Raw genomic sequence first — 25,857 nt, forward strand, 5'->3', positions numbered from 1 at the left:
CGCCCGGACCGCCTTCCACCTGCTCGGCCACGGCGGCCGGATGGTCAGCTTCGGGCTGGCGAGCGGAGAGTGGGCCGGCATCGAGGAGGAGGCCGCTGTCGCGCGCGGCGTCACGCTGGTCCAGGCGCGACCCACCCCGGAGACGATGCGCGAGTACACCGAGAGCGCCCTCGCCGAGGCCGCCGCCGGACGGCTGCGGCCGCTGATCGGGCAGCGTTTTCCCCTCGAACGGGCCGCCGCCGCGCACGCCGCCATCGAGTCGCGCGCGAGCGTCGGCAAGACCCTGCTCGAGGTGCGCTGATGCTCAAGGTCGGCGTGAACCTACCGTCGTTCGGCGTGGATGAGACCGCCGGGGTGCGCGAGCATGCCCGGCACGCTGAGGAGCTCGGCCTGGAGTCGATCTGGGTCGGCGACCATCTGATCCCGGTGCGGCCGTTCCTCGACAGCACCATAGTGCTGGCCACGGCCGCCGCCGTCACCGAGCGCGTCAAGATCGGCTTCGGGGTGATGGTCTTGGCGCTACGCCCGGTCGCCTGGGCCGCCAAGCAGATCGCCAGCCTGCAGCATCTGTCCGGCGGTCGGGTGCTGCTCGGCGTCGGCTCGGGCGGCAACGTGCACGGCGACGCAGCCTGGCGGGCCGTCGGTATCTCCTACGCCGAACGCGCGCAGCGCACCGACGCCGCCCTGGAGATCCTGCCGAGCCTGGTCGAAGGCAAGCCCACGAACGTGAACGGCGAGGTGATCACCCTCTCTCCGGGCGCGACGATGCCGCCCGTCCTCATCGGCTCCGGCCCCATGCGCCGAGCCGCCCGTTTCGCCGACGAATGGTATCCGGCGTTCTCCACGCCGGCTGAGATCGCCGAACAGACCCGCCAACTGGCCGGCCTCGCCGCCGAATACGGTCGCCCGGCGCCGCGCGTCACGATCGGCCTCAGCGTCGGTCTCGGCGACCTGCCCGCGTCGGTGATCGCCGCTCAGGCCCGGTCGCTGATGGAGTACGGGATGACCGAGGAGGAGGCCCGTGGTGGCCTGGTCACCGGCCCACCCGCCGCGGCTGCCGAACGGCTGGCCGCACTCGCCGAGGTCGGCGTGCACCGCGTCATCGCGATGCCGTTCCCCGCCGACCGCCTCCGCCAGAGCGAGCTGCTGGCCGAGACCAACCGCCTCCTCAACCCCTGAAGATCTGGACCTGCCGCCAGGGTCCGTGCCACCAGCCTCAAAGTAGAGCGTCTCCGCAGGCCACAGTGAGTGACGGCTGCGGTGCCCAACGTCCGGTTTCGGCCCGGGCGTTCGGGGATGAGTTCGGCGCTCTCCGCCTCGAAAGCGACGCTGTGGGCGTTCTCGCAGGTCGCCCTGTTTGCGGATGACTTATGAAAAGCCGTCCGCAAACTTCCGGATACCCACAGCTACTTTGCGTCTGGTGACGCGGACCCGAGCGGAGGGCCAGGTTCTGCTCCCCGTGAGCAGGCGCCGATCGGGCCAAAAGGCGGTTCCGGAACAAGTGCCGGCTGGACGCACGCAGGCCCCGGCCACGGGTATTGACAGCGGGTCTTACGAAAGCCCGTGGCAGACCAGCGGCCACTGTCTGCCTATCGGCACCGTGGCGCCTGATCGACCTTGAGCCACTTTCCTGTGCGGGCAACGCCTGCGAATTGATCAATCACAGACTCCAGTAGCCGACAGAGTCCGATTGGGTCAGACCAGTTGTTCGAGTTCGGCCAGTTGGGAGGGATCGCGCAGGAGGCCACCGAGGATGAAGCGGGCGCCGGCGCGGGCGAGTTGTTCGGGGTCGCCCTGGTCGTACTGTGCGGCGTACTCGATGTGAGCGAGGGTGACCCCGGCGAGCATGGTCTGGCCGAGGGCCGGGTCGATGGAGGTGAACTCTCCGCTCTTCACGCCCTGTTCGATCAGCGAGCGCAGGGCCTGGTAGAGGACGTTGAGTTTGTCGGCCCAGTGGGAGAGCTCCGGAGAGAGCAGGACGTCATTGGCGTAGACGCCGGACAGGACGAGCGGGAGGCGGTGCAGGGCCGCCAGGTCCCCTACGACGTAACGATACAGCCGCTCGGCCGGGGAGCCCGGGGAGTGCGCCGCGCGGTCGGCGGCCGCGAGGGAGTCGTCGAGGCTGAGGGCGAGCAGTTCCTCGAGGATCGCCTGCTTGTTGGGGAAGTGGTAGAACAGCGTGGGCTGCCGCACCCCCACGGCCTCGGCGATCTGCCGGGTCGAGGTGCCCCGGTAGCCGTGGCGCCGGAACAGCGCCGCGGCCTCGGCGAGGATCCGCTGCCGGGTGTCGGTGCTGGCGGCGAGTTCGGCCGCTTGTCCTACTCGTGCCACTGCCTCAGCGTATCCGGGTTCTGTCCACGCTCCATTCCAAGATCCCCGGCCGATCGTAGTGGCCAGTGACGTCGAGGTCGTGCTTGAACGCGACGGTCTCGGCGAGGTTGACGTCGGCGACGACCAGGTCAGGGCCGTAGACCGGCCCGACGCGCCACTCCCCGTCGGGGCCGATGACCCCCGAGCCGCCGGGGAAGAAGATCTCGTCCCGCACATCGGCGCCCACTCCCCTGGCGTAGGCCTGGTGAAGCTGCAGCGGCACGGAGTCGACCGGGAGGTAGGTCGCGGCGGCGACCACGAAGCAGCGTCCCTCGAACGCGTAGCAGCGGGAGGCCAGCAGGTGCGGCTCGGGCATGTCCGGCCAGAGCGCGATGTGGACCTGTTCGTCGTCGGCGTGCAGCGCCTGCCGCGCGACGGGATGCCAGTGCTCCCAGCAGATCAGGCCGCCCACCTGCCCGGCAGGGGTGTCGTGGGCACGCAAGCCGTGGGCGTCGCCGGGGGTCCAGACGAGCCGCTCAGTGTGGGTCGGCAGCAGCTTGCGGTGGACGCCGAAGATCTGCCCGTCCGGACCAATGGTGATCATGCTGTTGTAGAGCGTCGCTGCGGTGGGGCGGGCTCGTTCATTGAAGCCCATGACGACGGTCACGGCGTTGCTCGCCGCCGCGTCGCACAGGACTTGGATGTGCGGTCCCGGCACGGTGGCACTGGCGTTGACCAGTTTCGTGAACCAGTGCCGGGCCTCGGAGTCGTCCCAGCCCGCCAGGCCGAAGACCCAGGCCGGGTAGCCGCCGAGCCAGGTTTCCGGGAAGACGACCAGATCGGCGCCCAGAGCCGCGGCCTCGGCGATGTAGCGGGAGGCGCTGCTGACTCCGGCGTTCAGGTCGAGCAGGTGCGGGGGTCGCTGAACGATGCAGATACGGGTCATTTTCCTTACCAGTTGATGATGGCGCGGGCCGCCACCCAGGTCCATGCGAGCGCGAAACCCGCAAAGCAGGCCCATTCGATGATCTGGAGCGGCCGCGAGCGGTCCACGAAGTCCGGCCACCACGCCAGGGCACCGGTGGACAGCGCGGTGTAGTAGCCGGTGATGAGCAGGATGATCGACGCGCCGAGGTCGACGACCCCGGCGGAGTCGGCCGCCACGAAGACGGTGCCGATGATGAGGGCGTCCACGTGGCCCTGGCGCAGCCGCGGCAACTGTTTGATGCCCGCCCAGCCCTTGGGCTTGGCCACGCACGCGTAGAGCAGCAGTCCCGACCAGGCGCCGATGACCAGCAGGACCAGCCCGCCGATGCCGAGAACGTTCATCGCCGCCGCCCCGACATGAGGATGACGGCCAGCGCGAGTACGGCGATCGCGGCGAAGACCCACACGCCCGCCCAGACCTGCCAGGCGGGCGCACCGGGCGATGCAAGCTCTGCGCGCGGCCAGGCGATGTTGACGGTTTCGAACGCCAGCCAGCCGAACGCAACCAGGTTCACCGGTGTCCCGGTCCGGCTCAGACGGAGCGATCCGGCGGGCCGCCAGCGCCCGGTCAGCCGCGCAAAGAGGGCGGCGGCCACGACCAGCAGGAAGGTGATGTAAAGCCCGCCGGTGCCGAAGGTAATCATCGTGCCCATCGCGCCGTCGTTCAGGCCGAGCAGCAGGCCCGCGCCGGCGCCCAGGGTCACGACGGTCATCGCGGCCAGCGGCACCCGACTGCGCGGGCTGACCCTGGCCAGGTAGCGGGGCAGCTTCTCGTCCCTGGCCAGGCCGAAGGCGACCCGCCCAAGATAGCCCTGCATCGACACCAGGCAGGCCAGGAACGTGGTGACCACGATGGCCAGGAACGGTTTGGCCGACCACGCGCCGAACGAGTCGAGCACGGTGGGCGTGACCGGATCCGGCACCTCGCCCCTGGCCAGGGCGCCCAGGTCCTTGGAGGCGAGAGTGACCGCGACCGCCACGAGGATCACCGCGCCGCCGACGACAGCGGTCGCGGCGGTGATGGCCCGTGGCACGTTCGCCCCAGCGCCCCTGGTCTCTTCGGCCACCGACGCGCTCGCGTCGAAGCCGACGAATGCCCAGCCGCACACCGCCAACGTGGCCAGGAACGAGCCGCCAGTTCCCGCAGTGTCGAAGAGCACCGAGAAGTCCTGCTCCTGGAAGAAGAGCAGCAGCGCCAGCCCGATGACCACGGACCCGATGATCTCGGCGACGATGCCCGCATTGACGATCGTCCGCATGACGCGGACGCCGTAGCCGTTCACCAGGAGCGCCAGGGCCAGCAGCCCGGCCGACACCAGCAGCCTGGTCGCGCCGCGCGGCTCGGCGCCGGTGAACAGCAGGCCGACCCAAGGCGCCGCCAGGTAGGCTACCGTGGCCAGCGCGGCGGTCACCGCCGCCAGATAGACGATCCCGGTGAACCAGGCGAAGCGCGGACCGACCAGCCTGCGCGCCCATTGGTATGGCCCACCCGCCACCGGGAACTCCGAGGCCAGCTCCGCGTATACGACCGCGACCAGGAGCTGCCCGGCCAGCGCCACCCCGAGCATCCACAACCAGGCGGGCCCGCTGAGCAGCGAGCCCAGCGAGAAGATCGCGTACAGGCCCACCACCGGTGCCACGGCCGCCACACCGATCGAGAACGTGGAGAAGACCCCCAGCCCTCGGCGCAATTGTTGCTGGTATCCGAGCTGTTCAAGCCGGGTGTCGTCAGTCTTCACGGGAACCTCTCTATCGATTGATAGAGAAGCATTCGTCAGACTTTCTAAAAAGTCAAGAGGATCCGATCCAGGGTCGTTCAGATAGCAGGCGATCATGATCGTTTCACTCTGATCGGCGGACCGGGTCGACCATCTCGCAGGCCAGGCCGCTTCAGCGGCGCCTCGCGTCCACGGACAAGCGGACGAACTGCGCCGTGGACGTTATCTGAGGTGACTATTAGTAGTCATCCATGTGGGCCAAGTAAGGCGGTCGTGGATGGTGGTCGATGAGGACTTCGGGTTGCATGTCGAGGCGTGCGCGTACCTGGCGCGCGGGGGCACGGGCCCGGAGGAGTACCACCTAACGCCCGCCGGCGAGAAACGGCTGCTCGTGCTGCAGACCACGATCCTTCCCGGAGGCGCCAGCGCCGAGGAGCCCTACGTCCTGCCTGGGCATGTGGAGTTCGTGCTGCTGCTGAGGTCACAACCAGTCAAGAGCGAGCCATAGCCGGGCCCGCTCACCGGCGTCGGCGAGGTCTGTGTCCAGCAGACGCTGGACGCGGGCCAGCCTTTGGCGGACGCTGTTGCGGTGCAGGCCGGTCGCCGCGGCCGTGCTCTCCCAGCCGCCGTGGTGCGCGAGCCAGGCGCGCAGCAGCGTACACAACTCTTCACCGTCCTCAGCGGCCAGAAGCGGACCCAGCACCGTCCTGGCCCAGGAGCCAGCGGTGCCCCGCTCCACGAGCGCTCCCACGCCGGGACCGGACGGGCGTGCGACAAGAGGCACACTCGCGGCCACGGCCCGGGGCAGCAGGTCGCGGGCCTCCCGGTCAGCGGTCGGAAGATCGGCGGGATGAACGGGACGGCTGAGCACCCCGAGGGCACCGGTGGAGTCCCGCAACGTGGCGAGGGCTTCCTCATCGGTGTCAGCCGACACCACGGCCCGCAGCTGCGTGCCGTTGATGTCCAGGATCGGACTGCTCAGGGCTCGAGCGGCGGCGGTGGCCTCCTCCGGGTCGGGTTGCCCCTCCGGACGGATGGCCCGCAGCACGCGGACGGGTTCGCCGGGAGTACGGCCGAGCAGCACCGCCAGAAGCGCGGCCGCGGGCGTCGGCGGTGTGTCGTCCGTGCCGAGGCCATCGCCGAGCAGCAGCCGGGTGAGAAGACGCCCTTGACTGTCGTCAGAACGGGCGGAGCGGGTGAGTAGGCCCAGCAGGCCGACGCAGACCGCCGTGACGGCCCGATCGGGAGCGGTGAACGGCCGGGCGCGCCCGACCAGGAGCACTGCGGAGCCGCCTCCTACCGGGTGCAGGTCTACCTGCCCGCCCGAGGTATGGGTGCTCGCCGCGCGTGGGCCCGCGGCCCGGGCAAGGCGCCGGGCTAGTGCGATCGTGTCGGTGTCGGGTTCGGGCGCGCAAGGGCTCCGGGCGATCGTCCGGCCGGACGCGCTGATGAGAAGCGCCCAGCCGTCCAGGACTTCGGCGGTCGCGGCCACCACCGCCCCGAGAGGCCTGCGGGCCTCCAGCGCCGCGCTCGTTACCCGGCTCTGGGCCTCGGCGAGTGCCCGCATCTGCTCGACGCGCAACTCCTCCCACGCCCGTGCGACGGATCGGGAGACCGCCAGGAACGGCGTGTGCTCCGGGACGGCCAGCAACGGAAGCCCGTGTTCGCCGCACGCTCGGGTAAGGCCGGGAGGGATCTCGCGGTGCACGGGCGCCAGGCCGAACCCCAATGCGGCGACGTCTGCGTCGATCAGCCCTCGCACATATCGGTCCAAGCGTTCGCCATCGGCAGGCAGATCCACGCCCGCGGTCAGCAGCAGTTCACCGCCGAGCAGATAGGGCGCGGGGTCGGTGAGCTCGCTGACATGTGCCCACTGCACGGGACGATCAAGCAACTGCTCGCCGGTCACAACGATCAGCCCAGTTTCGGCGACGATCCCGCGCAGGCTGACGAACGGCATGAGCTCCCCCATGGGAGGAATCATCCCAGATAGGGAGGTTATTGGTGCAAACCATCCAGTGCGCAGGCGACAACGCGCTCCTAGCCTGGACGCACTCGCCGCCCAGCCGTCAGCGCGACCTTGGAGAAAGACCGACTGTATGTTCGCTTCCGTTCCGGGCCCGATCGGCCCGATCGACAGTTCCGTCGTGCCGCGCTTCGCGGGGATCGCGACGTTCGCCCGGCTGCCCCGGCTGGATGAGGCAGGCCGCGCGGACATAGCGGTCGTGGGCATCCCCTTCGACTCCGGGGTGTCCTACCGGCCCGGAGCGCGTTTCGCGCCCGCTGCGATCCGTGAGGCCAGTCGGCTGCTGCGCCCCTACCACCCGGTGCTTGACGTCTCGCCCTTCGCGGCCGTCCAAGTCGTCGACGCCGGCGACATCGCGGTCAACCCCTTCAACATCGACGAGGCCATCGAGACGGTGCGGACCGAGGCCGGTCTGCTCATGAACACCGGGGCTCAGGTGGTCACCGTGGGCGGCGACCACACTCTCGCCCTGCCTCTGCTACGGGCCGTCGCTGACCGACACGGACCGGTGGCCCTGCTGCACTTCGACGCGCACCTGGACACCTGGGACACCTACTTCGGCCAGCCCTACACCCATGGCACCCCGTTCCGCCGCGCGGTAGAGGAAGGCCTGCTGGACACCGAGGCACTCAGCCACGTCGGAACGCGCGGACCGCTCTATGGGAAGGCCGACCTCGACGAGGACGGGAGGCTGGGTTTTGGGATCATCACGTCGGCCGACGTGATGCGCCGTGGCGTCGACGAGACCGTCGACGCCCTCCGCCAGCGCATCGGCGACAGACCGCTGTACGTCTCCATCGACATCGACGTCCTCGACCCTGCCCACGCCCCCGGCACCGGAACCCCAGAAGCGGGCGGAATGACGTCGCGGGAACTCCTGGAGATCCTGCGCGGACTGCGCGGACTGAACCTCGTCGGCGGTGACGTGGTGGAGGTCGCCCCCGCCTATGACCACGCCGACATCACCTCCGTCGCCGCGGCCCACGTAGCCTACGACCTGATCAGCCTGCTCGCCCTTCGAGCAGCCTCCGCATGACCCGTTACACCGTGATCGATCCCGCCACGGGAAGAACACTCAAAAAGCCGTGCGGGACCAGGTCGGGCGAGCCGCGACCGCATACTCCCGGTCTGACTGTGGCTGAACGCGCCGGATGCTTGAGCCGCGTGGCCGATCTGCACACCGAACGGCGCGAACGACTCGCCGAGATCATCGTCGGGGAGATGGACAATCCTGCGACCTGACCAGCTTCTACGACGTCATGTGGGTGACCAGCGGCGAAGGTCAACCGCTACGCCGCAGACGAGCGTCAGCCCGCCTGGGAGAACGCCGGAAGCGAAGCGGAGACCCGTTGTGGGCGGGCATCAGACGGCATGGACACGGTCGGCCCCGAGGCAATCCCCTTCCCCTCCCTCGTGCGGGGGACGAGACCATCGCGGTTCACACCGTGGAGGGATCCTGCCCGATCGACGGCTCCAGAAAGATCGACGGTGTCGAGATCCGTCGGCTTAGGGGGTTCGGGTTCAGGTGGCACAGGATTCGGCGGGCTTTCCGGCTGCGACGAATGTGGGCGCGCGATGGAGCAGGGTGCGCACGCTGGCGGGCTATACGGCGGCACTCGGGATGTCGCTCTATTTGGCCGTCAAGGTGGTCTGGGTCGCTGCGGCTCTGCTGGGGCACGGTCCGGACGACTACAGCACCGCCGACTGGGTGGCGCTCAACGCCGTCACCGTGCTGATGGCGGTGACCGGGATCGGGTTGGGGCTGGCGCTGGCCCAGCCGTGGGGCCGTCGGTTACCGGCCATACCAGTGATCTTCGTTTCCTGGGTGGGTGCGGGGTTCCTGGTCCCGATGCTGCCCAATGTGGTGATCAATAATGTTCTCGGCGCACTCGGGATCGACCTGGGTGGCGGAGGTGACGACTCCGCCTCGCGTCCACAAGGTGAGGAGATCTTCATCACCATCGGCTTCGCCGCGATGGCAGTGGGGCTGGCCGTGGCCTTGCCGATCTACCTGAGAGAGCGATGGCCGCATCCCTTTCTCGGCCGGGTCGGGGACGGCACCACCCGCCCATCGAAGCCCGTCACGGCGGCGATGGCGGTGGCCGTCGGACTGGGCCTGCTCTGGTGCTACTGGGCGCTGGGCGGGACGTTGGGCCTTGACCCGGCTCATCGCGATCACTGGGATCTCAACGGGCGACTGCTGAACGCGAGTTCGGGACTGTGGGCCCTGCTGGGCTCCTGGAGCATCTGGACGGTCACGCGGCGCCGGCCGGTCCGCCTCCGACGGTGGATCCCCATGACGCTCGCCTTCGGGGCCTCGGGCTCGCTGTTCGCGTGGAGTTGTTGGAAGCTCCCCATGGCGATTCTGCGGCCCGGGGGGTTCGTGACCGCGGAATATGCGACGGTCGCCATCATTGAGCACGTCTTGAGCATCGGTGTGGGCCTGACTCTCATGGCCGCCATGCTGCAGGTCGCTAGGTCGCTAGGTCGCCAGGTGGCCACGGGGGCGGTGCTGCACGGCTGGAGAATGTCGCACCCTCCGAATGAGCACTCCGCCTAGCGAATGAGGGCGCTGTCGCGGGATCAGGAATTCGTGGGTGAAAGGGTGGCTGATGAGTTGGGTCAACGCATCCAGCCAGCTCAGCGAAGCGTCTAAGAAGTGGGTCCGAGCGGAGCGAGGTCCTTCAGGAGGGCGGGCGGCAGCCCGCCTGGGAGGACGTCCGGAGCGAAGCGGAGGGCCGTTGTGGGCGGGTGGGCATCAGACGGCCCACCGGATCGGGTAAGGGGCGGGGGACGAACGCCTTCAAGACGGCCCGGCGGTGCTGGCACGAAGAACGACCCGGCCCGCGATCCGTTCGATCCGCCGCCGCCCCCGACTCCCACCCCGCAGCGCAAGGGCCATCACCCGCTCCCCCATCTCCTCCAACGGCAGTGCCACCGTGGTCAGCGGCGGCGTCAGGTCACGTACCACGGGAATGTCGTCGAACCCCGCCAGCGACACGTCCTCCGGCACCCGCAGCCCCCGCTCCCGCAAGGCCGCGAGCGCGCCGACGGCCATCACGTCGGTGGTGGCGAACAGGCAGGTGGCGTCCAGGCCTCGGTCCAGCAGAGCGGACGCCCCGGCGTAGCCGCCCTCGCGGCTGAACGGCCCCTCCACGACCTGGCCGACCGACACCCCGGCCGCCGCCAGCGCGTCGCGGAAGCCGCCGACCCGGTCCACGACCGTGCTGAGGCCGGGCGGCCCGGACAGGACGGCGAAGCGCCGGTGTCCGAGCGCCAGCAAGGCCCTGGCCAGGGCGGCGGCGCCCTCGCGGTTCTCCGGCAGTACGGTGTCGACGCGCAGGCTGCGGTGCCGGCTGACCACCGCGACCCGGCCGCCGGCGTTCAGGTAGGGCCGCAGTTCGACGTCCATGGCCCGCTCCCACCGCCGGTCCTCGAAGCCGGAGCCGATCAGCAGGATCGCGCGGGCGCGCTGGGCGCGCAGCATCGAGACGTAGGCCACCTCGCGGGCGCTGTCTCGGAACGTGCTGGCCAGCATCACCAGCAGGTCGCGCTGCGCGGCGGCGCGCATGACGCCTCTGGCGATGCCGGAGAAGTAGGGGTCGCTGACGTCGTGGCAGATCACGCCGACGGTCTCGTTGGAGGCCCGGACGAGGGCCTGGGCGTGGGCGTTGGGTGTGTACGCGAGCTCGGAGGCGGCGGCCTCGACCCGGTCGCGCAGGTCTTCGCGGACCTTGGCGGTGCCGTTGAGGACACGTGAGGCGGTGGCGAGGGAGACTCCGGCGGCCGTCGCCACATCCCGCAGGGTGACGTGAGCGCGATCGGCCACTCGCCCTCCTGTAACAGGAAGTTCACGACCTTGACCCCTCGACCGTACCGGGTTAGCGTACCGCAGGAAAGCGCTTTCAGATAGCGCTTTCTCGCATATGGCCTGATGGCACGCGGTGAAGGGAGACCTTCGATCGTGGTACAGACCGTTGATGGGATCGTGCGGCGCGAGAGCCCGGCCTCGCGCGACCGCGTCGTGGAACTGGTGGACCGCTCCTGGCGGCCCCTCGCCCTGCTCGCCGCCTGCTATGCGATCTGGTGGGCGATCACCGAGTTCGAGATCGTGCCCAAGTATCTCGTACCGTCGCCCGGGATCACCCTCCAGGTGATGGCCGACAAGGCCGGCTACCTCGGTCACCACACGCTGGTGACCGCCTATGAGACGGTGCTCGGCTTCGCGATCGCCGTCGTCGTCGGCGTCGCCGCGGCCGTGCTGATGGTGGCCTCGGCGGAGGTCGAGAAGACCCTTTACCCGCTGCTGCTGTTCGCGCAGGTCGTCCCCAAGATCGCGATCGCCCCGCTGTTCGTGGTCTGGCTGGGGTTCGGGCTGACTCCGAGGATCGTGGTCGCCGTGCTGATCGCGTTCTTCCCCGTCGTCATCTCCATGGTCACCGGCCTGAAGTCGGTGGACCCGGAGATGCTCCAGCTGGCTTCGACCATGGGCGCGAGCCCGTCGAAGACCTTCGCCAAGATCAGGTTTCCCGCCTCCCTGCCGTTCCTGTTCTCCGGGTTGAAGGTCGCCGTGACGCTCGCGGTCACCGGGGCGGTCGTGGGCGAGTTCGTCGGCGGCAACGACGGGCTCGGCTCGGTCATCCTGCAGGCCAACGGCAACATCGACACGCCCATGCTGTTCGCGGGACTCCTTGTCATGTCATTCCTCGGCGTCGTGCTCTTCGTCGCCGTCGAGTTCGCCGAGCGGCTGCTGCTGCCCTGGCACGCCAGCCGCCGTGGTGACGCCGTAACCGTGACTTATTGAGGACGCCATGAAGACACGCACGCTGATCGCCGCCTTAGCCCCGGCCCTGCTCCTGTTCGCCACCGCGTGCGGCTCCGGCGGCGGCGAGAAGACCACCAGCTCGTCGGGCAAGCAGCTCGACAAGGCCACGCTCACGCTCAACTGGTATCCGTACGGCGAGCACGCCCCGTTCTACTACGGCAAGTCGAAGGGCATCTTCGAGAGGCACGGCATCGACCTGACGATCCAGGCCGGGCAGGGCTCCCAGAAGACCGTGCAGGCCACCGGTGCCGGCCAGACGGACTTCGGCTGGGCCGACACCCCGGCGCTGCTCGGCGGGGTGAGCCAGGGCGTGCCGGTGAAGAGCCTGGGCGTCTTCCTGCAGACGACCCCGGCCTCGGTGCAGTTCTTCCAGGAGAAGAACATCACCAAGCCGGCCGACCTGAAGGGCAAGACCATCGCCTCGACGGCCGGTGACGCGCTCACCAAGACGTTCCCGGTGTTCCTCAAGGCCAACGGGATGACCGACGCCGACGTCAAGATGCAGAACACCGACCCGGCCGGCAAGATCGCGGCGGTCATGTCGGGGCAGACGGACGCGCTGCTCGGCTACGCCTCCGACCAGGGCCCGACCATGCAGAACAAGGCCGGCAAGCCGGTGGCCTACCTGCGCTTCTCCGAGTTCGGCCTGAACTACTACAGCAACGGCCTGCTCACCTCCTCGAGCTTCCTGCAGAGCAAGGCCGACCTGGCCAAGCGGATGGTCGCGGCCACCAGCGAGGCGTGGGCGGCGGCGGAGAAGGACCAGCAGGCCGCGGTGGACGCCATGAAGGGCGCCTCGGAGCAGCTGCCCCCGGCGCAGGTGCTGCTCGACCAGTTCAAGACCACGACCACGCTGCTGCACACGGACGCCACCCAGGGCCAGGCGCCGGGGGTCAACACCGAGGCCGACTGGCAGAAGACGATCGACACGTTCGCCAAGGCCGGCCTGGTCTCCAACCCGCAGGCGCCCAGCGCCTACTGGGACTCCAGCGTGGCGCCGAAGGGATGACCGTGACGCAACAGGCCCCCGCCGTCGAGATCGACACGGTGGCGGTGCGGTTCCGGGCGAAGAAGCGCGACGTGCTCGCGCTGGAGAACGTGTCGATGGACGTCCGCCCCGGCGAGTTCGTGTCCATCGTGGGCCCGTCGGGGTGCGGCAAGTCGACGCTGCTCAAGCTGGTGTCCGGGCTGCTCAAGCCGTCGGCGGGCGCGGTGCGACTGCTCGGCGGCGCCGTCGGCGGCCCGCGTCATGACGTCGGGTACGTCTTCCAGCGCGCCGCCCTGCTGGAGTGGCGTACGGCGCGCAAGAACATCCTGCTGCAGGCAGAGATGCGCGGCATGCCGCAGAAGGAGGCCGCCGCCCGGGCGGACGAGCTGATCGCCATGACCGGGCTGACGGGCTTCGAGGACTCCTTGCCGCACGAGCTGTCCGGCGGGATGCAGCAGCGGGTGGCGCTCTGCCGCGCGCTGCTGCACCGGCCGCCGGTGCTGCTCATGGACGAGCCGTTCGGCGCGCTCGACGCGCTGACCAGGGAGCAGATGAACGTCGAGCTGCACCGCATCTGGCACGAGACCGAGACCACGGTCCTGCTGGTCACGCACTCCATCGCCGAGGCGGTCTACCTCGGCAACCGGGTGGTCGTCATGACGCCGCGGCCGGGCACGATCGCCGAGGTCATCGACGTGGCGCTGCCGCGGGTGCGTGACTACGCGGCGACCATGTCCCAGCCCGCGTTCGCCGCCGCGACCAGCCACATCCGCGATCTGCTGGGGGCCGCCGGCCACAACGACTGACCGCCCCGGCCATTCGGATCCGCCCCTCCCCCCACTGAGAGGATTCCGATGCCCACGTTCATCCGCCTATGCGCGCTCGGCCTGGTGCTGATCCTGGCCCAGTTCATCGCGCCCACCGCCCACGCGACCGCCGCGGATCAGCCGGCGACCGGCCAGGCGGGAGCCGCGGCCGAGTGCGGCAGGGGCCGTACGGTCGTCCGCAACACCAACGCCGCCGCCAACTGGGCGCCGGTGACCCCGGCGAAGTGGCAGTTCCCCGGTGACCAGGTGATCCTGGCCGAGGCGGGCGAGCAGCGTCCGGGCCCGCGCCGCCCCTTCGAGTACGCCGTGCTCAAGAAGGGCCCGGAATTCGGCTCGGTGCAGATCGACGCCGAGGTACGCCTCGACACCCCGACCAGCGTCAGCAACCGTGACGTGATCATCGTGTTCGGCTACCGCTCGGACACGGAGTTCTATTACACCCACCTCTCCCAGGACAACACCATCTACCCGCACAACGGCATCTTCGTGGTGAACAACGCCGACCGGCTGCGCATCGACGACCAGTGGAACGGGCAGGTCGGCGCGCCGCCCGCGGTCACCGACGAGCAGTGGCACAAGGTCCGCGTCCGGTTCTGCACGGACACCGGCCGCATCTCGGTCTTCGTCGACGGCTCGGCCACGCCGCTGATGACGGCCACGGACCACACCTTCACCGCGGGCCGGGTCGGCTTCGGCTCGTTCGACAACATCGGCAGGGTGCGCGGCCTGACCGTCACGGGCACCCCGGCCTGCAAGACCGACTGAACAGACAGACTCCCAACAACCCTCAGGTGGTGGACAGGAATGCCGAAATCCCTCCGGTATCTCTTCGCCGCGCTGCTGACGACCGCGTTATGGGCGTCGCCGGCAGCCGCGCTGGACTCGACCCCGCTCGACGATCCCATCCCGGAGAATCCCACCGCGTCCAATCTCACGCTGACGCTGACCGAGTACGCCACTTTCCCCAAGACCGAGCCGGTCCCCACGCCCACCGACGCGCGGCTGATGCGCTGGGCCAGGATCAACAACATCGGCGAGATCCCCGACGGGTCGCACCGCCAGTTCGTCAACGACCTCAACGGCAAGCTGTACCTGCTGAAGAGCGGCCAGCCGCAGGAGTACCTCGACGTCGGCGCCACGTTCGCGCCGGACTTCCTCTCCGGCCGCGGCCTGGGCTCCGGGTTCGGGTACGTCGCCTTCCATCCGGACTTCGCGCGTAACGGGAAGTTCTACACCGTACACACCGAATGGGGAGCGGCACTCACCACCAAGACGCCGGACCTGACCCCCCAGCCCGACACCAAGTTCCACGGCGTGCTCACCGAGTGGACGGCCACGAACCCGAAGGCCGACACCTTCAGCGGCACCCGCAGAGAGGTGCTCAGGCTCGGCTTCACCGGCCAGGTCCACGGCATCCAGCAGATCGACTTCAACCCGTTCGCGCGGCGCAGGGACGCCGACTACGGCCAGCTCTACATCGCGGCCGGCGACGGCGGCCGGGGCGTGTCGAGCGACGACCCGCAGAACCTGGCCATCCCGCAGGGCAAGCTGCTGCGCATCGACCCGCTGGGCACGAACGCGGCCAACGGCAAGTACGGCATCCCGGCCAACAACCCGTTCGTCACCAAGGCGGGCGCGATCGGCGAGATCTACGCCTACGGCATGCGCGACCCGCACCGGTTCAGCTGGGACCCGCAGGGCAACAGGCTGTACCTCGGCCACATCGGCGAGCACGCCATCGAGGCGATCTACGAGGTCAAGGCCGGTAACAACCTGGGCTGGAGCGAGCGCGAGGGATCCTTCGTGTTCAACAAGGCCGACCGCTGCCACCTCTACACGCTGCCCGACAACGACGCGACGTTCGGCTACACCTACCCGGTCGCGGCCTACGACCACGACCCGCCGCCCGGGCACTCCTGCACGGCCGACAGCGGTCACGCGGTGGCCGGCGGATTCGTCTACCGCGGCTCGCGGCTGCCGCTGCTCAACGGCAAGTACCTGTTCGGTGACATCGTCGACGGCCGCGTCTTCTTCACCATCGCCGGCCAGATGAAGCAGGGCGCCCCGCGCGCCACGATCTACCAGCCCAAGCTGGTGAACGCGAGCGGCACCGCGGTCACCATGCGCGACCTGGCCGGGGACACCCGGGTGGACCTGCGCCTGAGCCGGGACGCCGCGGGCGAGCTCTACCTGCTGTCCAAGGCCAACGGCAAGATCTGGAAGGTCACCGGCGCCTGCTTGACGGCGACGCCATGAGACCCCGGTATCTGGCTCCATTGGTGGCTCTCGTGCTGACGGCGACGGTCGCCACGCCGGCCGCCGCCCACGACCGGCCCGGCGTGCTGCCCACGCTGCGCCACAACCTCGTCGCCGCGTACGACTTCGACCACCCGGTCCCCGCGGACCCCGCGCAGGAGCGTGACCAGGGCAGGTCGGGGACGAACATCACGCTGATCAACGGCGGCGCCGCCATGCGCGTGGCCGACAACGCCCACCGGGGCAGCGGGCACGCCATCCAGCTCCAGCAGGTGAACCCCGCCACGATGGGCAACGACGACTGGAAGGCCGGGATCTACTCCGAGACCGGAGTGCCCACCCTGCATGCCTTCAACGCCGTCAAGGGCGCCACCGTCATGGGCTGGTTCAAGATGACCGGCCAGAACCCCAGCCCCAACTCCAACACCGAGGACCCGGCCGACCAGTTCGGCGCGATCGGGCTGGCCGGGGTGCTCAGCGGCAACTCCCAGGGCCACGACGTGCGGGCCCTGCTCGAACTCATCACGGTGAACGGGGAGCTGCGCGTGGTCGCGCTGGGCAGGCGCGTCGACGGGAGCAGCTCCCAGACGTTCGCCGCGAGCGAGCCCTGGCAGAGCGTGCTCCCGCTGAACGAATGGGTCTTCCTCGCGGCCACGTTCGACTTCGACAACGCGACGATGAAGCTGTACAAGAACGGCCACCCGCTCGACGGCTTCTACACCCTCACCGGCGACCCGTGGGCCGTGGAGGGCGCGCCCGAACCCGATCTGACCTCGGCCACCGACCCCCGAGGCATCAAGATCGGCGGAAGCTACCCGCAGAACACCAGAGAGAACAACCCTTGTAACTGCCGGATGGACGACCTGATGTTCCTCGACAGGGTCGCCGCGCCCCTAGAGGTCTGGGCCCAGTACAAGCTGGCGACCCGAGGCTGAACGGCTGGGGCTGGGAGGACTCCCACCGCCTTCCCAGCCCTCCGTCAGCCGCTGGTGCCGCTAGTCTGCATCTGCTTGGTCCTGTGGTCCTTGAGATGGAGCTCACCGTGCAGCCGCTCCTTGATCAGATCGAGCACCTTGCGGCTGGACAGCACGGTCCACCGGTTGCCGACCAGGTGCGGGTTGTATTCGGGCGCGGTGTCCATCCAGGCGTCCTTGCCTTCCTGGGTGGCGAAGGTGTTCACGAAGAACTCGCCGTCCTGGGTCTTGCAGAAGCCCGTACGAAGCTCTTTGGCGTCCACCTGGATCTTCGGCTTGCAGCCCACCTTCTCGGACAGTTGCTCGACGGTGTACACGTTGTTGTCGACCACCTTGGGCTTCTGCACGATGGCTTCGCCCCCAGCATTCGCAGCGCTCTCGCCTGCTCCTACTGAGCCGCTGGCGTTCGTACAGCCAGCGACGAGCCCGACCAGCAGCGCAGTAGCGGCCAGACGTGGAAATGTCGTCATGTGCCGAGATACGCAACCCTCATAGGGGCGGTTCACTTCCGCCTGAGATAAAACCGAGATTCACCGCAGGACGACGCAGCCACGCTCGGTCAGGCGGCGCAGCGCGTCCGGCTCGCCGTCGAGCTTGTTCCAGCGCAGGTCGAGCTTCTCCAGCGCGGGCAGGTCGCCGAGGCTCTCCGGCAGCGTCCTGAGCCGGTTGTTGCGGAGGTCCAGGTGCGTGAGCAGGGCCAGCCCGGCGACCGCGCCGGGGAGCGAGCGCAGCTGGTTGTTGCGCAGGTCAAGCACGCGTAGCTCGCCGAGCTCACCGATCGAGGCGGGCAGCGCGGCCAGCCGGTTGCCCTGCAGGTGCAGCTCGCGCAGCCGGCCCAGGTCGCCGATGGAGCCGGGCAGCTCCGCCAGCCGGTTGTTGTAGAGCCGCAGCTCGACCAGCGACGCCATGCCGCCGAGCGCCTCGGGCAGCCCGGTCAGCAGGTTGTCGGTCACGTTGAGGTAGGCGAGCCGGTCGAGCCGGCCGATCGCGGCGGGCACCTCGGTGAACCGGTTGTCGCTCAGGTAGAGGTAGTCGGTCAGGTCCAGGTCGCCGATCTCCGGCGGGATCGCGGTGAGCTGGTTGTGCCCGAGGTCGAGCATGCGCAGCCGGGTCAGGCCGCCGATCGCGGCGGGCACCTCGGTGAGCGCGTTCTCGGCCAGGTTGAGCGATTCGAGCCGGGTCAGCTTCCACAGCGCGTCGGGTACGCCGGTCAGCCGGTTGCCGCCCGCCGCCAGGTGCCGCAGCCCGCCGGGGAGCAGCGTGGGCAGCGTCTCGATGGCGTTGCCGTACAGGTAGAGCGTCTCCAGGGACGGCGGGCAGCCGGGCACCTCGGTCAGCCGGTTGCCGTCGAGGTGCAGCGCCCGCAGCCCGGTGAGCCCGGCCAGGCTCGGCAGCGAGGTCAGGCGGTTGCCGTCTAGCCGGAGCTCGGTCAGCGACGTCAGGCCGCCCAGCCACGCGGGGAGCTCGGCGAGCTCGTTCCAGGCCAGGTCGATCAGCCGCACCTCGCCGAGCTCGGCGGCCGAGCCGGGGAACGTGGTCAGGCCAGCGCCGGGTGCGCGCAGTTCGTCATGGATCGTCACGGCGCCGATCATCGCACGCGCCGCCGCCGGCCTGTCCGGCGAGGTTTCTGAGGTCGAACAGCTCGGACGGCGAGATCGGCATGCGGTCGATCTCGATGCCCTCCGCGTCCTCGATCGCCCCCGCGATCACCGCCGAGACCGGGATCACCCCGGCCTCCCCCGCCCCCTTGACGCCGAGCGGGTTGAGCGGCGACGGGGTCTCCAGGTGGGCGGTCTCGATGTGCGGGATCTCGGTGACGTACGGCATGAGGAAGTCCATGAACGAGGCGTTGAGCAGTTGCCCGTGCCCGTCGTACACCATCCGCTCGTACAGGGCGCCGCCGACGCCCTGGGCGACTCCCCCGTGGATCTGCCCCTCCACGATCATCGGGTTGATCAGCCGGCCGCAGTCGTGCACGACCGCGTACCGCAGGATCTTGATCTCGGCGGTCAGCGGGTCGGTCTCGACGATGGCGGCGTGCATCCCGGCCGCGAACGTGGACCTGATCGGCGAGTAGTAGTCGCGCCCCTCCAGCCCCGGCTCCTCGCCCTCGGCCACCGGCGGCTTGTCGGGCGAGGAGTTGCCGGAGAACTGGGTCGCCTTGGCCGTCTCCTCGTCGAAGGCGTACCGCAGCGGGTTGGCCAGGACCGCCACCGTGGACAGCGGGATCGAGGCGGACGGCGCGCCCACCACGTGCACCAGGCCGTCGGCGATCTCCAGGTCGCCCGGGTCGGCCTCCAGCGCCTCGGCGGCGATGCGCAGCGCCTTCTCGCGCACCTTGCGGCAGGCCAGCGCGACGGCGTTGCCGCTCATCACGGCCGCGCGGGAGGCGAACGTGCCCACCGCGTAGCCGAACCTGCGCGTGTCGCCCGTGACGACCGAGATCCGCTCGATGGGCACGCCCAGCTCGGTGGCGGCGATCTGGGCGAACACGGTCTCGTGGCCCTGCCCCTGCGAGGTGAGCCCGGTGGAGACGTGTACGCGGCCGTCGGAGGTGATCTGGACGTGGCCGCCCTCGTACGGGCCGACGCCGGTGCCCTCGACGTAGCAGCCGATGCCGATGCCCCGGTGCTCGGCGGGCTCGAAGTCGTCCCAGCCGATGAGCTCCTTGATCATGCGGAGCATCTCGGGGTAGTCACCGCTGTCGTAGATGAGCGGGCGCCCGTCCTGGAACGTCATGCCCTGGTCGTAGGGGAACTCGTCGGGCCCGATGAAGTTCGCCGCGCGCACCTCGGTGCGGTCCTTGCCCAGGTAGCGGGCGATCTTGTCCATCGTCCGCTCCATGCAGAACACGGCCTGCGGCCGTCCCGCTCCCCGGTACGGGGTGACCTGCACGGTGTTGGTGTAGACGGCGGAGAACTCGACCCGATAGGCACCGATCCGGTACGGCCCGAGCAGCTGCGTCGAGGTGATGATCGGGACGATGATCCCGTACGGCGTGTAGGCGCCGTGATCGTGCAGGATCGTCACGTCCAGCCCGTTGACCACCCCGTCGTCGTCGAACCCGACCCTGACGTGCTGCACCTGACCCCGCTCGTGCGCCGAGGAGATGAAGTGCTCGCGCCGGTCCTCGGTCCACTTGACCTCCTGGCCGAGGCGCATCGCCGCCCACGGCACCAGGATCTCCTCCGGCCACGGGTGCACGATCTTCACCCCGAACCCGCCGCCCACGTCGGGCGCGATCACCTCGACGTGCGGCAGGGGCAGGCCCAGGGCGGCGGCGACGGCCATGCGGACGCTGGTCGAGGTCTGGGTGCTGGTGTAGACGCGCAGGTCGGAGCCGTCCCACCGGGCATACACGCCGCGGCCCTCCAGCGGCATGCTCGCGCTGCGCTCGATGTCCAGCCGGAAGGACAGCGTGTGCGGCGACGCCTCGATGGCCTCGCGAGCGCTCCGGCCCGTCCGGCTCGGCACCTCCTGCACCAGGTGGGCGCCCACGTTGCCCGGTACGTCCTCGTGCACGAGCTGCACGCCCTGAACCGCCTCCTCCAGCCCCACCACCGGCTTGAGCGGCTCGTAGTCGACCTCGATCAGCCCGCACGCGTCCTCGGCCAGGTAGCGGTCCCGCGCCACGACCATCACCACCGGCTCGCCCACGTGCCGGACGACGTCCCTGGCCAGCGGGTAGGCGGTGCGGCCGTGGGTGAGCGCGGGATGCGGGATCAGCAGGGGCAGGGGGCGGCCCACCCGCTCGGGCAGGTCCTCCCAGGTGTAGATCGCGACCAGGCCGTCGACGTCCAGCGCGGCGCTCACGTCGATGTCGCGGATGCGGGCGTGGGCGTGCGGCGAGCGCACGAACGCCGCGGCCAGCGCGCCGGAGCCCAGGTCGTCGAGGTACCGGCCGCCGCCGGTGAGCAGCCTGGGGTCCTCCCGGCGCTGGACCGCCTCCCCGAACAGCCTGGTGGTCATCCCTAGGTCTCCTCGGCGATCAGCTCCGCCGCCCGGTGGACGGCCTTGACGATGTTCTGGTAGCCGGTGCAGCGGCACAGGTTGCCGGAGATGCCGTCGACCACCTCCTCGTCGGTGGGCGCCGGGTTGTCCCGCAGCAGCGCGGTCACCGTACAGAGGAAGCCCGGCGTGCAGAAGCCGCACTGCAGCCCGTGGCACTCCGCGAACGCCCGCTGCACCGCCGACATCCCGTCCGGCCCGGCCAGACCCTCCACCGTGGTGATCGCCTGCCCGTCGACGGTCACCGCGAACGTCAGGCACGACCGCACCGGCTCACCGTCCAGCAGCACGGTGCAGCACCCGCACACACCGTGCTCACAGCCCACGTGCGTGCCGGTCAGCCCGAGGTCGTGGCGCAGGCAGTCGGACAGCAGCCGCCGCCCGGGCACCCGCACCCGCCGCGCGGCGCCGTTCACCACCAGCGTGATCTCGCGCTCCAAACCGGCCTCCCTTTCACGTCCCTGCTGGATCGCTACCCCACGGTCGCGCCGCCTCACGGGCCGCGTCCTTCAGCGCCTGCTCGGCGAGGACGCCGACCAACTGCAGGCGGTAGGCGGCGCTCGCGTGGATGTCGTCTTCCGGCTCGGTCGCTTCTCGTACGGCCTGCGCCACGGCCGCCCAGTCGACGGTCGAGGCGGGCCGGCGCTCGCACAGCCCGCCCACGTCCACGACGACCGGCACCGGGCCGACGCTGACGCAGGCCACCCGGGCGGCGGCGATGTGCAGGTCGTCGTCCAGCGTGACCATCGCGCACACCCCGGCCAGGGCGTAGTCGCCGTGCCTCCTGGCCACCTCGCGGAACGCCGTGCCGGACCTCGCCGGAAGTGACGGGAAATATGCGGACACGGCCAGCTCGCCCGGCTGGACGGCCGACTCCATCGGCCCGACGAAGAACTCGGCGGCCCCCACCTCGCGGCTGCCCTCCAGCCGGGCCAGCCGCACGGTCCCGCCGAGCAGGGCCAGCACGGCGGGGAGCTCGGCGGCCGGGTCGGCGTGCACCAGGCTGCCCACCACCGTGCCCCGGTTGCGGATCACGGGGTGGGCCACCAGCCGGAGCGCCTGCCGCAGCAGCGGATGCCCGGCCTGCCGCTCCACCTGGGAGTGCCTGGCCAGCGCGCCCACGGTGACGCCTTCCGCGGACAGGTCGACGGTGGCCAGCGATGCGATGCGGTTGATGTCGACCAGGTGCTCGGGCGCCGCCAGCCGCATGTTGAGCATGGGGATCAGGCTCTGGCCGCCCGCGAGCACCTTGCCGTGCGGGCCCACCTCGGCGAGGACGTCGAGGGCCTCGCCGAGGTCGCGCGGCGCGTGGTGTTCGAACGGCGGCGGCTTCACCCGGCGGCGCTCCCGTGGGGGGCCTGGCCTTCGTCCGGGGCCCGCCCGGCGATGGCGCGCAGCAGGTGATAGCCGCCCACGACGACGATGGTGCCGAACGCGATGCCCTCCAGCCGGAAGTCGCCGCTGATCAGCTGCTTCACCGGTCCGATCGCCAGGATGATGCCCGCGCCGATGGGGACCATGTTGACCGGGTCGGCGAAGTTCACCCGGTTCTCGATCCAGATCTTGGCGCCGAGGAGGCCGATCATGCCGTACAGGATGACGGTCACCCCGCCCAGTACGCCAGAGGGAGTGGCGGAGACCAGCGCGCCGAACTTCGGGCTGAGCCCGAACACGATGGCGATGACGCCGGCGATGTAGTAGGCGGCGGTGGAGTAGACCTTGGTGGCGGCCATGACGCCGATGTTCTCGGCGTAGGTGGTGGTGGGTGAGCCGCCGACGGCACTGGTCACCACGGTCGCGATGCCGTCGGCGGCGATGGCGCGGCCGACGTAAGGATCGACGTCGGTCCGCGTCATCTCTCCCACGGCCTTGACGTGACCGATGTTCTCCGCGATCAGCGCGATCACCGCGGGCAGCACGAGCAGCACGGCCGAGAACTTGAAGTCTGGCAGATGAAACGACGGCAGGCCCACCCAAGGCGCGTCACCGAGCTTGGAGAAGTCGACACGCAGGTGTGGGGCGATCTTGAGCGTGCCGTCGGTGTAGGCCGGGACCTGGCCGAAGAGCTGGTCGGCGACCCAGGACAGCGCGTACCCGACGATCAGCCCGATGAGGATGCCGATGCGCCCGATGAAACCCTTGAACGCCACCACGACCACGAACGTCACCAGCATCGTGATCAGCGCCATCCACTGGTCCTGCGGCCAGTAGACGTCCGCCACCACGTACGCCAGCCCGAACCCGATCAGCATGACCACCGCGCCGGTGACGACCGGCGGGAAGATCCGGTGGATGATCTGCACACCGAGGAAGTGCACGGCCACCCCGGCCAGCGCGAGCACCAGCCCGACGACCAGGATCGCGCCGGTCACGATGGCGTCGGCACCTGCGGTGTCACCGCCGAAGATCGCCCTGATGGCGAACACCCCGCCCACGAACGAGGCGCTGGTGCCCAGGTAGCTGGGTACCTTGCCCTTCACGATCAGCAGGAACAGGATCGTGGCCACACCCGACATCATGATCGCGACGTTGGGGTCCAGCCCCATCACCAGCGGGAACACGAACGTCGCGCCGAACATCGCGATCACGTGCTGCGCACCGAACCCGATCATGCGCGGCCAGGTCAGCCGCTCGTCGGGCCGGACGATCTCACCGGGAGCCAGGTGCTTGCCGTCGCCGTGCTTGGTCCAACCGAAAACCATGTGAGCCCCTCTTCACCCGGGCCGCCGCTTCCAGTGCCGCCCCGCAGGCTCCTTCTGCATCCCGCCTGAGATTCGTGCTGCCGTTGCGGGCACATTAGGCCCGTGGGCGGGCTCGTACACGGGCATGATCTGCCAAATTCGCTTTCCTGACCAGAGGTGTGGTTGCGCACTACCTTCGGCGGGTTCGGTGAACGGTCAGTTCCAGTGCGGCGGACGGTGGTAGACGGCCCCTCGTCTTGGCGCCTCTACGGCTCCCGGCGACGGGGGCCGTTTCTTTTCGCCTCCAGCGGTGACTCAGTGCACCTGGATCGAGAACCCGTCCCCCGTGACCACCTGCCCCGCCCGGATCTTGCACGTCTTGCGGAGCTCCACCTCCCCGTCCACCGACACGAGCCCCTCGGCGATCAGGTGTTTGGCCATGCCGCCCGTCTCCGTGACCCCGCAGTACTTCAGCAGGTCACACAGCGGGATCCACTCGGAGCGCAGTTCGAAGTCCACGACCACTCAGCCTAGATGCCTAGATGCCGCGCATGCGCAGCACGTGCAGGGCCAGGGTCAGGTTGAGGCGCAGGTGCGGGTCATCGGTGAAGTTGCCGAGCAGGCGCTCCAGCTTGCCGATGCGGTAGCGCAGCGTGTTGTAGTGGAAGTGCAGCCGTCTGGCCGTCTCCGCCACGTTGAGGTTCGTCTCCAGGAGCACCTGCAGGGTGCGGCGCAGGTCGGAGTTCTCGGCGTCGTTGTCCAGGGCCAGCGGTCCCAGCGTCTCGCGGACGAACGCGTGCAGTTCCTCCGTGTCGTTCACCAGCGACAGCAGCCGATAGACGCCGAGCTGGTCGAAGTGGGCCACCGCGCCGGGGCCGTGGAGCTGGCGGCCGACGCGGGCCGCCTTCAGGGCCTGCGAGTACGCCTCGGGCAGCAGTTCGGCGCCGGGCGACGGGCGGGAGGTGCCGGTCGAGAACGTGGCGGGCGGCACGTCGGCGAACGCGGAGGCGGCGTCCTTGGCCACCCTGGCGGCGTCCACCGTGGCGTCCAGCACGGCCACCACCTCGTGCGAGAAGCCCGCGACCGCGCCCTGGGGGTCGTGGCGGCGCATCGCCGCGACCCAGCACGCGACCAGGCGGTCCTGGGTGGCGCGTTCGTCGCCGTCCGGGTCGAGCTCGGCCACGAGCACGGTGACCGGCCGTTCCAGATCCCAGCCGAAAGCCCTGGCCCGCGCCGTGACGCGCTCGGCCGTGCCCGCCCGGCCGGTGAGGACGTCGCGCAGGAAGTCCGCCCGATACTTGCTCTCGACGGCGTTGACCGCCTCCTGCCTGGTGACGACGAGCGCGGCGACGGTCGCGGCGCGCTCCAGGATGCCGACGTCGCTGTCCCGGATCGTCCCGGCCGGGCTGTAGGCGACGATGCGGCCGTGGTGGTGCCCGCCCGCGACGACGGGCACGGAGGCAAACGCCCGCGTACGCCCGGCCGCACCGGAAGCGGACGTGCCCGAAGGGGTCCGGCCCGAGGCGGGGGCGGGGATGAGCGGCGGTCCCTCGTGCGCGATCGACTCCCACAGGAGGGTCACGTGGTCGGCCGGCCCGGCCGTGGCGAGCACCCGCCCGCCGCCGTCCACCGCCGCCACCGCGACGTCGAGCAGCGTGGCCACCTCGGCGGTCACCTCGTCGAGGCCGCCCCCGGCCAGCACCACCTGTACCAGCGCCCGGTGCGCCTCCTCGGCGCGGGCCAGCACGGCGGCCTGCCGGTTGAGGATGTCGGTCAGAACCTGGTTCAGGATGTCGTCGAAGCCGACGTCGTTCGGCAGGATGATGAGCGGGAACCCGAGCCGGTCGGCCTGCTCGACCATCTCGTCGGGCAGTTTGTCCACGTATCTGCCGAGTTTGATGGCCAGCGCCGCCAGCTTGCGCTCGTCGAGGTCGGCCACCAGGCGGCCGAGCGACTGCGGGGTGTTGCGCAGCGGGTAGCCGGTGGTCAGCAGCAGTTCGTGCGGCTTCACCCAGGCCAGGATGTCCGGCACCTCCATGACGTTGAGGCGCTGCACGATGCGGCCCAGACCGCTCTCCCCCGCGATCAGGCGGGCGTCCGCGAGGGTCGATACGCCGAGCACCTCGCCCACGGACACGCCGTGGGTGATCGTGCCCGTGCTGGCGAGGCGGACGGGGGGCTCCATGTGGAGATTGTGACCCGAGAAGCGGTCTGTCAGGAAGAGCCAACCTTCCCGCTGACTGTTGGCAAATTTCTC

General features: G+C 69.8%; 25 protein-coding genes. 11 read left to right on the forward strand and 14 right to left on the reverse strand.

All coding sequences use genetic code 11. The annotated features are described in order from the left end of the window. The coding region (locus KME78_RS21290; protein ID WP_219530881.1) for a zinc-binding dehydrogenase at positions 1-301 on the forward strand (301 nt) is incomplete at its 5' end. Next, on the forward strand, positions 301-1,179 hold the full coding sequence (locus KME78_RS21295; RefSeq protein ID WP_219530882.1) for an LLM class flavin-dependent oxidoreductase: 879 nt from the start codon (positions 301-303) through the stop codon (positions 1,177-1,179). The genes KME78_RS21290 and KME78_RS21295, both read left to right, overlap by 1 nt. A 516-nt stretch (positions 1,180-1,695) precedes the next feature. Here the strand turns inward: KME78_RS21295 and KME78_RS21300 are convergent. Genes KME78_RS21300 through KME78_RS21315 form a run of 4 tightly spaced genes read right to left on the reverse strand, consistent with a single transcriptional unit; the run spans position 1,696 to position 5,036 of the window. Continuing rightward, positions 1,696-2,331 (reverse strand): TetR/AcrR family transcriptional regulator, encoded by a 636-nt coding sequence (locus KME78_RS21300; RefSeq protein WP_219530883.1) that lies wholly within the window; start codon positions 2,329-2,331, stop codon positions 1,696-1,698. Positions 2,332-2,335: 4 nt separating this feature from the next. After that, positions 2,336-3,256, reverse strand: a complete 921-nt coding sequence (locus KME78_RS21305) for a carbon-nitrogen hydrolase family protein (RefSeq protein ID WP_219530884.1) — start codon at positions 3,254-3,256, stop codon at positions 2,336-2,338. Between the two features lie 5 nt (positions 3,257-3,261). Continuing rightward, positions 3,262-3,639, reverse strand: a complete 378-nt coding sequence (locus tag KME78_RS21310) for a hypothetical protein (protein ID WP_219530885.1) — start codon at positions 3,637-3,639, stop codon at positions 3,262-3,264. Next, on the reverse strand, positions 3,636-5,036 hold the full coding sequence (locus KME78_RS21315) for an APC family permease (RefSeq protein WP_219530886.1): 1,401 nt from the start codon (positions 5,034-5,036) through the stop codon (positions 3,636-3,638). The genes KME78_RS21310 and KME78_RS21315 overlap by 4 nt, the downstream gene beginning before the upstream one ends. Positions 5,037-5,292: 256 nt before the next feature. On the opposite strand from KME78_RS21315, the gene KME78_RS21320 reads away from it, so the two are divergent. After that, a complete protein-coding gene (locus KME78_RS21320) occupies positions 5,293-5,523 on the forward strand; it encodes a hypothetical protein (RefSeq protein WP_219530887.1) in 231 nt (76 codons plus the stop codon). Here KME78_RS21320 and KME78_RS21325 read toward each other — a convergent pair. After that, positions 5,497-6,987 carry a PucR family transcriptional regulator gene (locus tag KME78_RS21325; protein ID WP_219530888.1) on the reverse strand — a complete coding sequence of 497 codons (1,491 nt, stop codon included), beginning with the start codon at positions 6,985-6,987 and terminating at the stop codon, positions 5,497-5,499. The two genes, KME78_RS21320 and KME78_RS21325, sit on opposite strands and share 27 nt — an antisense overlap. A 127-nt stretch (positions 6,988-7,114) precedes the next feature. Here KME78_RS21325 and speB point away from each other — a divergent pair, with 127 nt between their 5' ends. Then, positions 7,115-8,077 (forward strand): agmatinase, encoded by a 963-nt coding sequence (gene speB, locus KME78_RS21330; RefSeq protein WP_219530889.1) that lies wholly within the window; start codon positions 7,115-7,117, stop codon positions 8,075-8,077. Between the two features lie 549 nt (positions 8,078-8,626). Beyond that, a complete protein-coding gene (locus tag KME78_RS21335) occupies positions 8,627-9,601 on the forward strand; it encodes a hypothetical protein (protein WP_219530890.1) in 975 nt (324 codons plus the stop codon). Positions 9,602-9,844: 243 nt separating this feature from the next. Here the strand turns inward: KME78_RS21335 and KME78_RS21340 are convergent, their stop codons facing one another. Further along, the gene (locus KME78_RS21340; RefSeq protein ID WP_219530891.1) at positions 9,845-10,870 is read right to left on the reverse strand and encodes a LacI family DNA-binding transcriptional regulator; all 1,026 of its coding nucleotides are present in this window, start codon (positions 10,868-10,870) and stop codon (positions 9,845-9,847) included. 135 nt (positions 10,871-11,005) lie between these two features. Between KME78_RS21340 and KME78_RS21345 the strand changes: the two genes are divergently transcribed. From KME78_RS21345 to KME78_RS21370, 6 genes are read left to right on the forward strand one after another with little or no spacing between them, the layout of a single operon-like run. After that, positions 11,006-11,845 carry an ABC transporter permease gene (locus KME78_RS21345; RefSeq protein ID WP_308127056.1) on the forward strand — a complete coding sequence of 280 codons (840 nt, stop codon included), beginning with the start codon at positions 11,006-11,008 and terminating at the stop codon, positions 11,843-11,845. 7 nt (positions 11,846-11,852) lie between these two features. Beyond that, complete coding sequence (locus KME78_RS21350; protein ID WP_219530893.1) at positions 11,853-12,875, forward strand: ABC transporter substrate-binding protein; 1,023 nt, start codon at positions 11,853-11,855, stop codon at positions 12,873-12,875. Further along, on the forward strand, positions 12,872-13,660 hold the full coding sequence (locus tag KME78_RS21355; RefSeq protein ID WP_219530894.1) for an ABC transporter ATP-binding protein: 789 nt from the start codon (positions 12,872-12,874) through the stop codon (positions 13,658-13,660). The genes KME78_RS21350 and KME78_RS21355 overlap by 4 nt, the downstream gene beginning before the upstream one ends. Positions 13,661-13,708: 48 nt before the next feature. Next, on the forward strand, positions 13,709-14,446 hold the full coding sequence (locus tag KME78_RS21360; RefSeq protein ID WP_219530895.1) for a hypothetical protein: 738 nt from the start codon (positions 13,709-13,711) through the stop codon (positions 14,444-14,446). 39 nt (positions 14,447-14,485) lie between these two features. Next, entirely contained in the window at positions 14,486-15,937 is a 1,452-nt protein-coding gene (locus KME78_RS21365; protein WP_219530896.1) for a PQQ-dependent sugar dehydrogenase, read from the forward strand. A gap of 32 nt (positions 15,938-15,969) precedes the next feature. Next, on the forward strand, positions 15,970-16,872 hold the full coding sequence (locus KME78_RS21370; protein ID WP_308127058.1) for a LamG-like jellyroll fold domain-containing protein: 903 nt from the start codon (positions 15,970-15,972) through the stop codon (positions 16,870-16,872). A gap of 44 nt (positions 16,873-16,916) precedes the next feature. Here the strand turns inward: KME78_RS21370 and KME78_RS21375 are convergent, their stop codons facing one another. From KME78_RS21375 to KME78_RS21410, 8 genes are all read right to left on the reverse strand, one after another. Next, positions 16,917-17,258: a hypothetical protein gene (locus KME78_RS21375; protein ID WP_246651558.1), complete on the reverse strand. Its 342-nt coding sequence runs from the start codon at positions 17,256-17,258 to the stop codon at positions 16,917-16,919. Between the two features lie 183 nt (positions 17,259-17,441). Beyond that, on the reverse strand, positions 17,442-18,491 hold the full coding sequence (locus KME78_RS21380) for a leucine-rich repeat domain-containing protein (RefSeq protein ID WP_308127059.1): 1,050 nt from the start codon (positions 18,489-18,491) through the stop codon (positions 17,442-17,444). Further along, positions 18,478-20,880, reverse strand: coding sequence for an aerobic carbon-monoxide dehydrogenase large subunit (gene cutA, locus KME78_RS21385; RefSeq protein ID WP_219530899.1), 2,403 nt, complete (start codon positions 20,878-20,880; stop codon positions 18,478-18,480). The genes KME78_RS21380 and cutA overlap by 14 nt, the downstream gene beginning before the upstream one ends. Before the next feature lie 2 nt (positions 20,881-20,882). Beyond that, positions 20,883-21,359, reverse strand: a complete 477-nt coding sequence (locus KME78_RS21390) for a (2Fe-2S)-binding protein (RefSeq protein ID WP_219530900.1) — start codon at positions 21,357-21,359, stop codon at positions 20,883-20,885. Positions 21,360-21,372: 13 nt separating this feature from the next. Continuing rightward, entirely contained in the window at positions 21,373-22,254 is an 882-nt protein-coding gene (locus KME78_RS67225; RefSeq protein ID WP_219530901.1) for an FAD binding domain-containing protein, read from the reverse strand. Continuing rightward, positions 22,251-23,621, reverse strand: a complete 1,371-nt coding sequence (locus tag KME78_RS21400; RefSeq protein WP_219530902.1) for a uracil-xanthine permease family protein — start codon at positions 23,619-23,621, stop codon at positions 22,251-22,253. The genes KME78_RS67225 and KME78_RS21400 overlap by 4 nt, the downstream gene beginning before the upstream one ends. A gap of 294 nt (positions 23,622-23,915) precedes the next feature. After that, positions 23,916-24,119, reverse strand: a complete 204-nt coding sequence (locus KME78_RS21405; protein WP_372454919.1) for an RNA-binding S4 domain-containing protein — start codon at positions 24,117-24,119, stop codon at positions 23,916-23,918. 19 nt (positions 24,120-24,138) lie between these two features. After that, positions 24,139-25,785 carry a PucR family transcriptional regulator gene (locus KME78_RS21410; protein WP_219530904.1) on the reverse strand — a complete coding sequence of 549 codons (1,647 nt, stop codon included), beginning with the start codon at positions 25,783-25,785 and terminating at the stop codon, positions 24,139-24,141. Between the last annotated feature and the right edge of the window lie 72 nt (positions 25,786-25,857).

Origin of the sequence: Nonomuraea guangzhouensis, from assembly GCF_019396345.1 — a bacterium.
GTDB classification, from domain to species: Bacteria; Actinomycetota; Actinomycetes; order Streptosporangiales; family Streptosporangiaceae; genus Nonomuraea; species Nonomuraea guangzhouensis.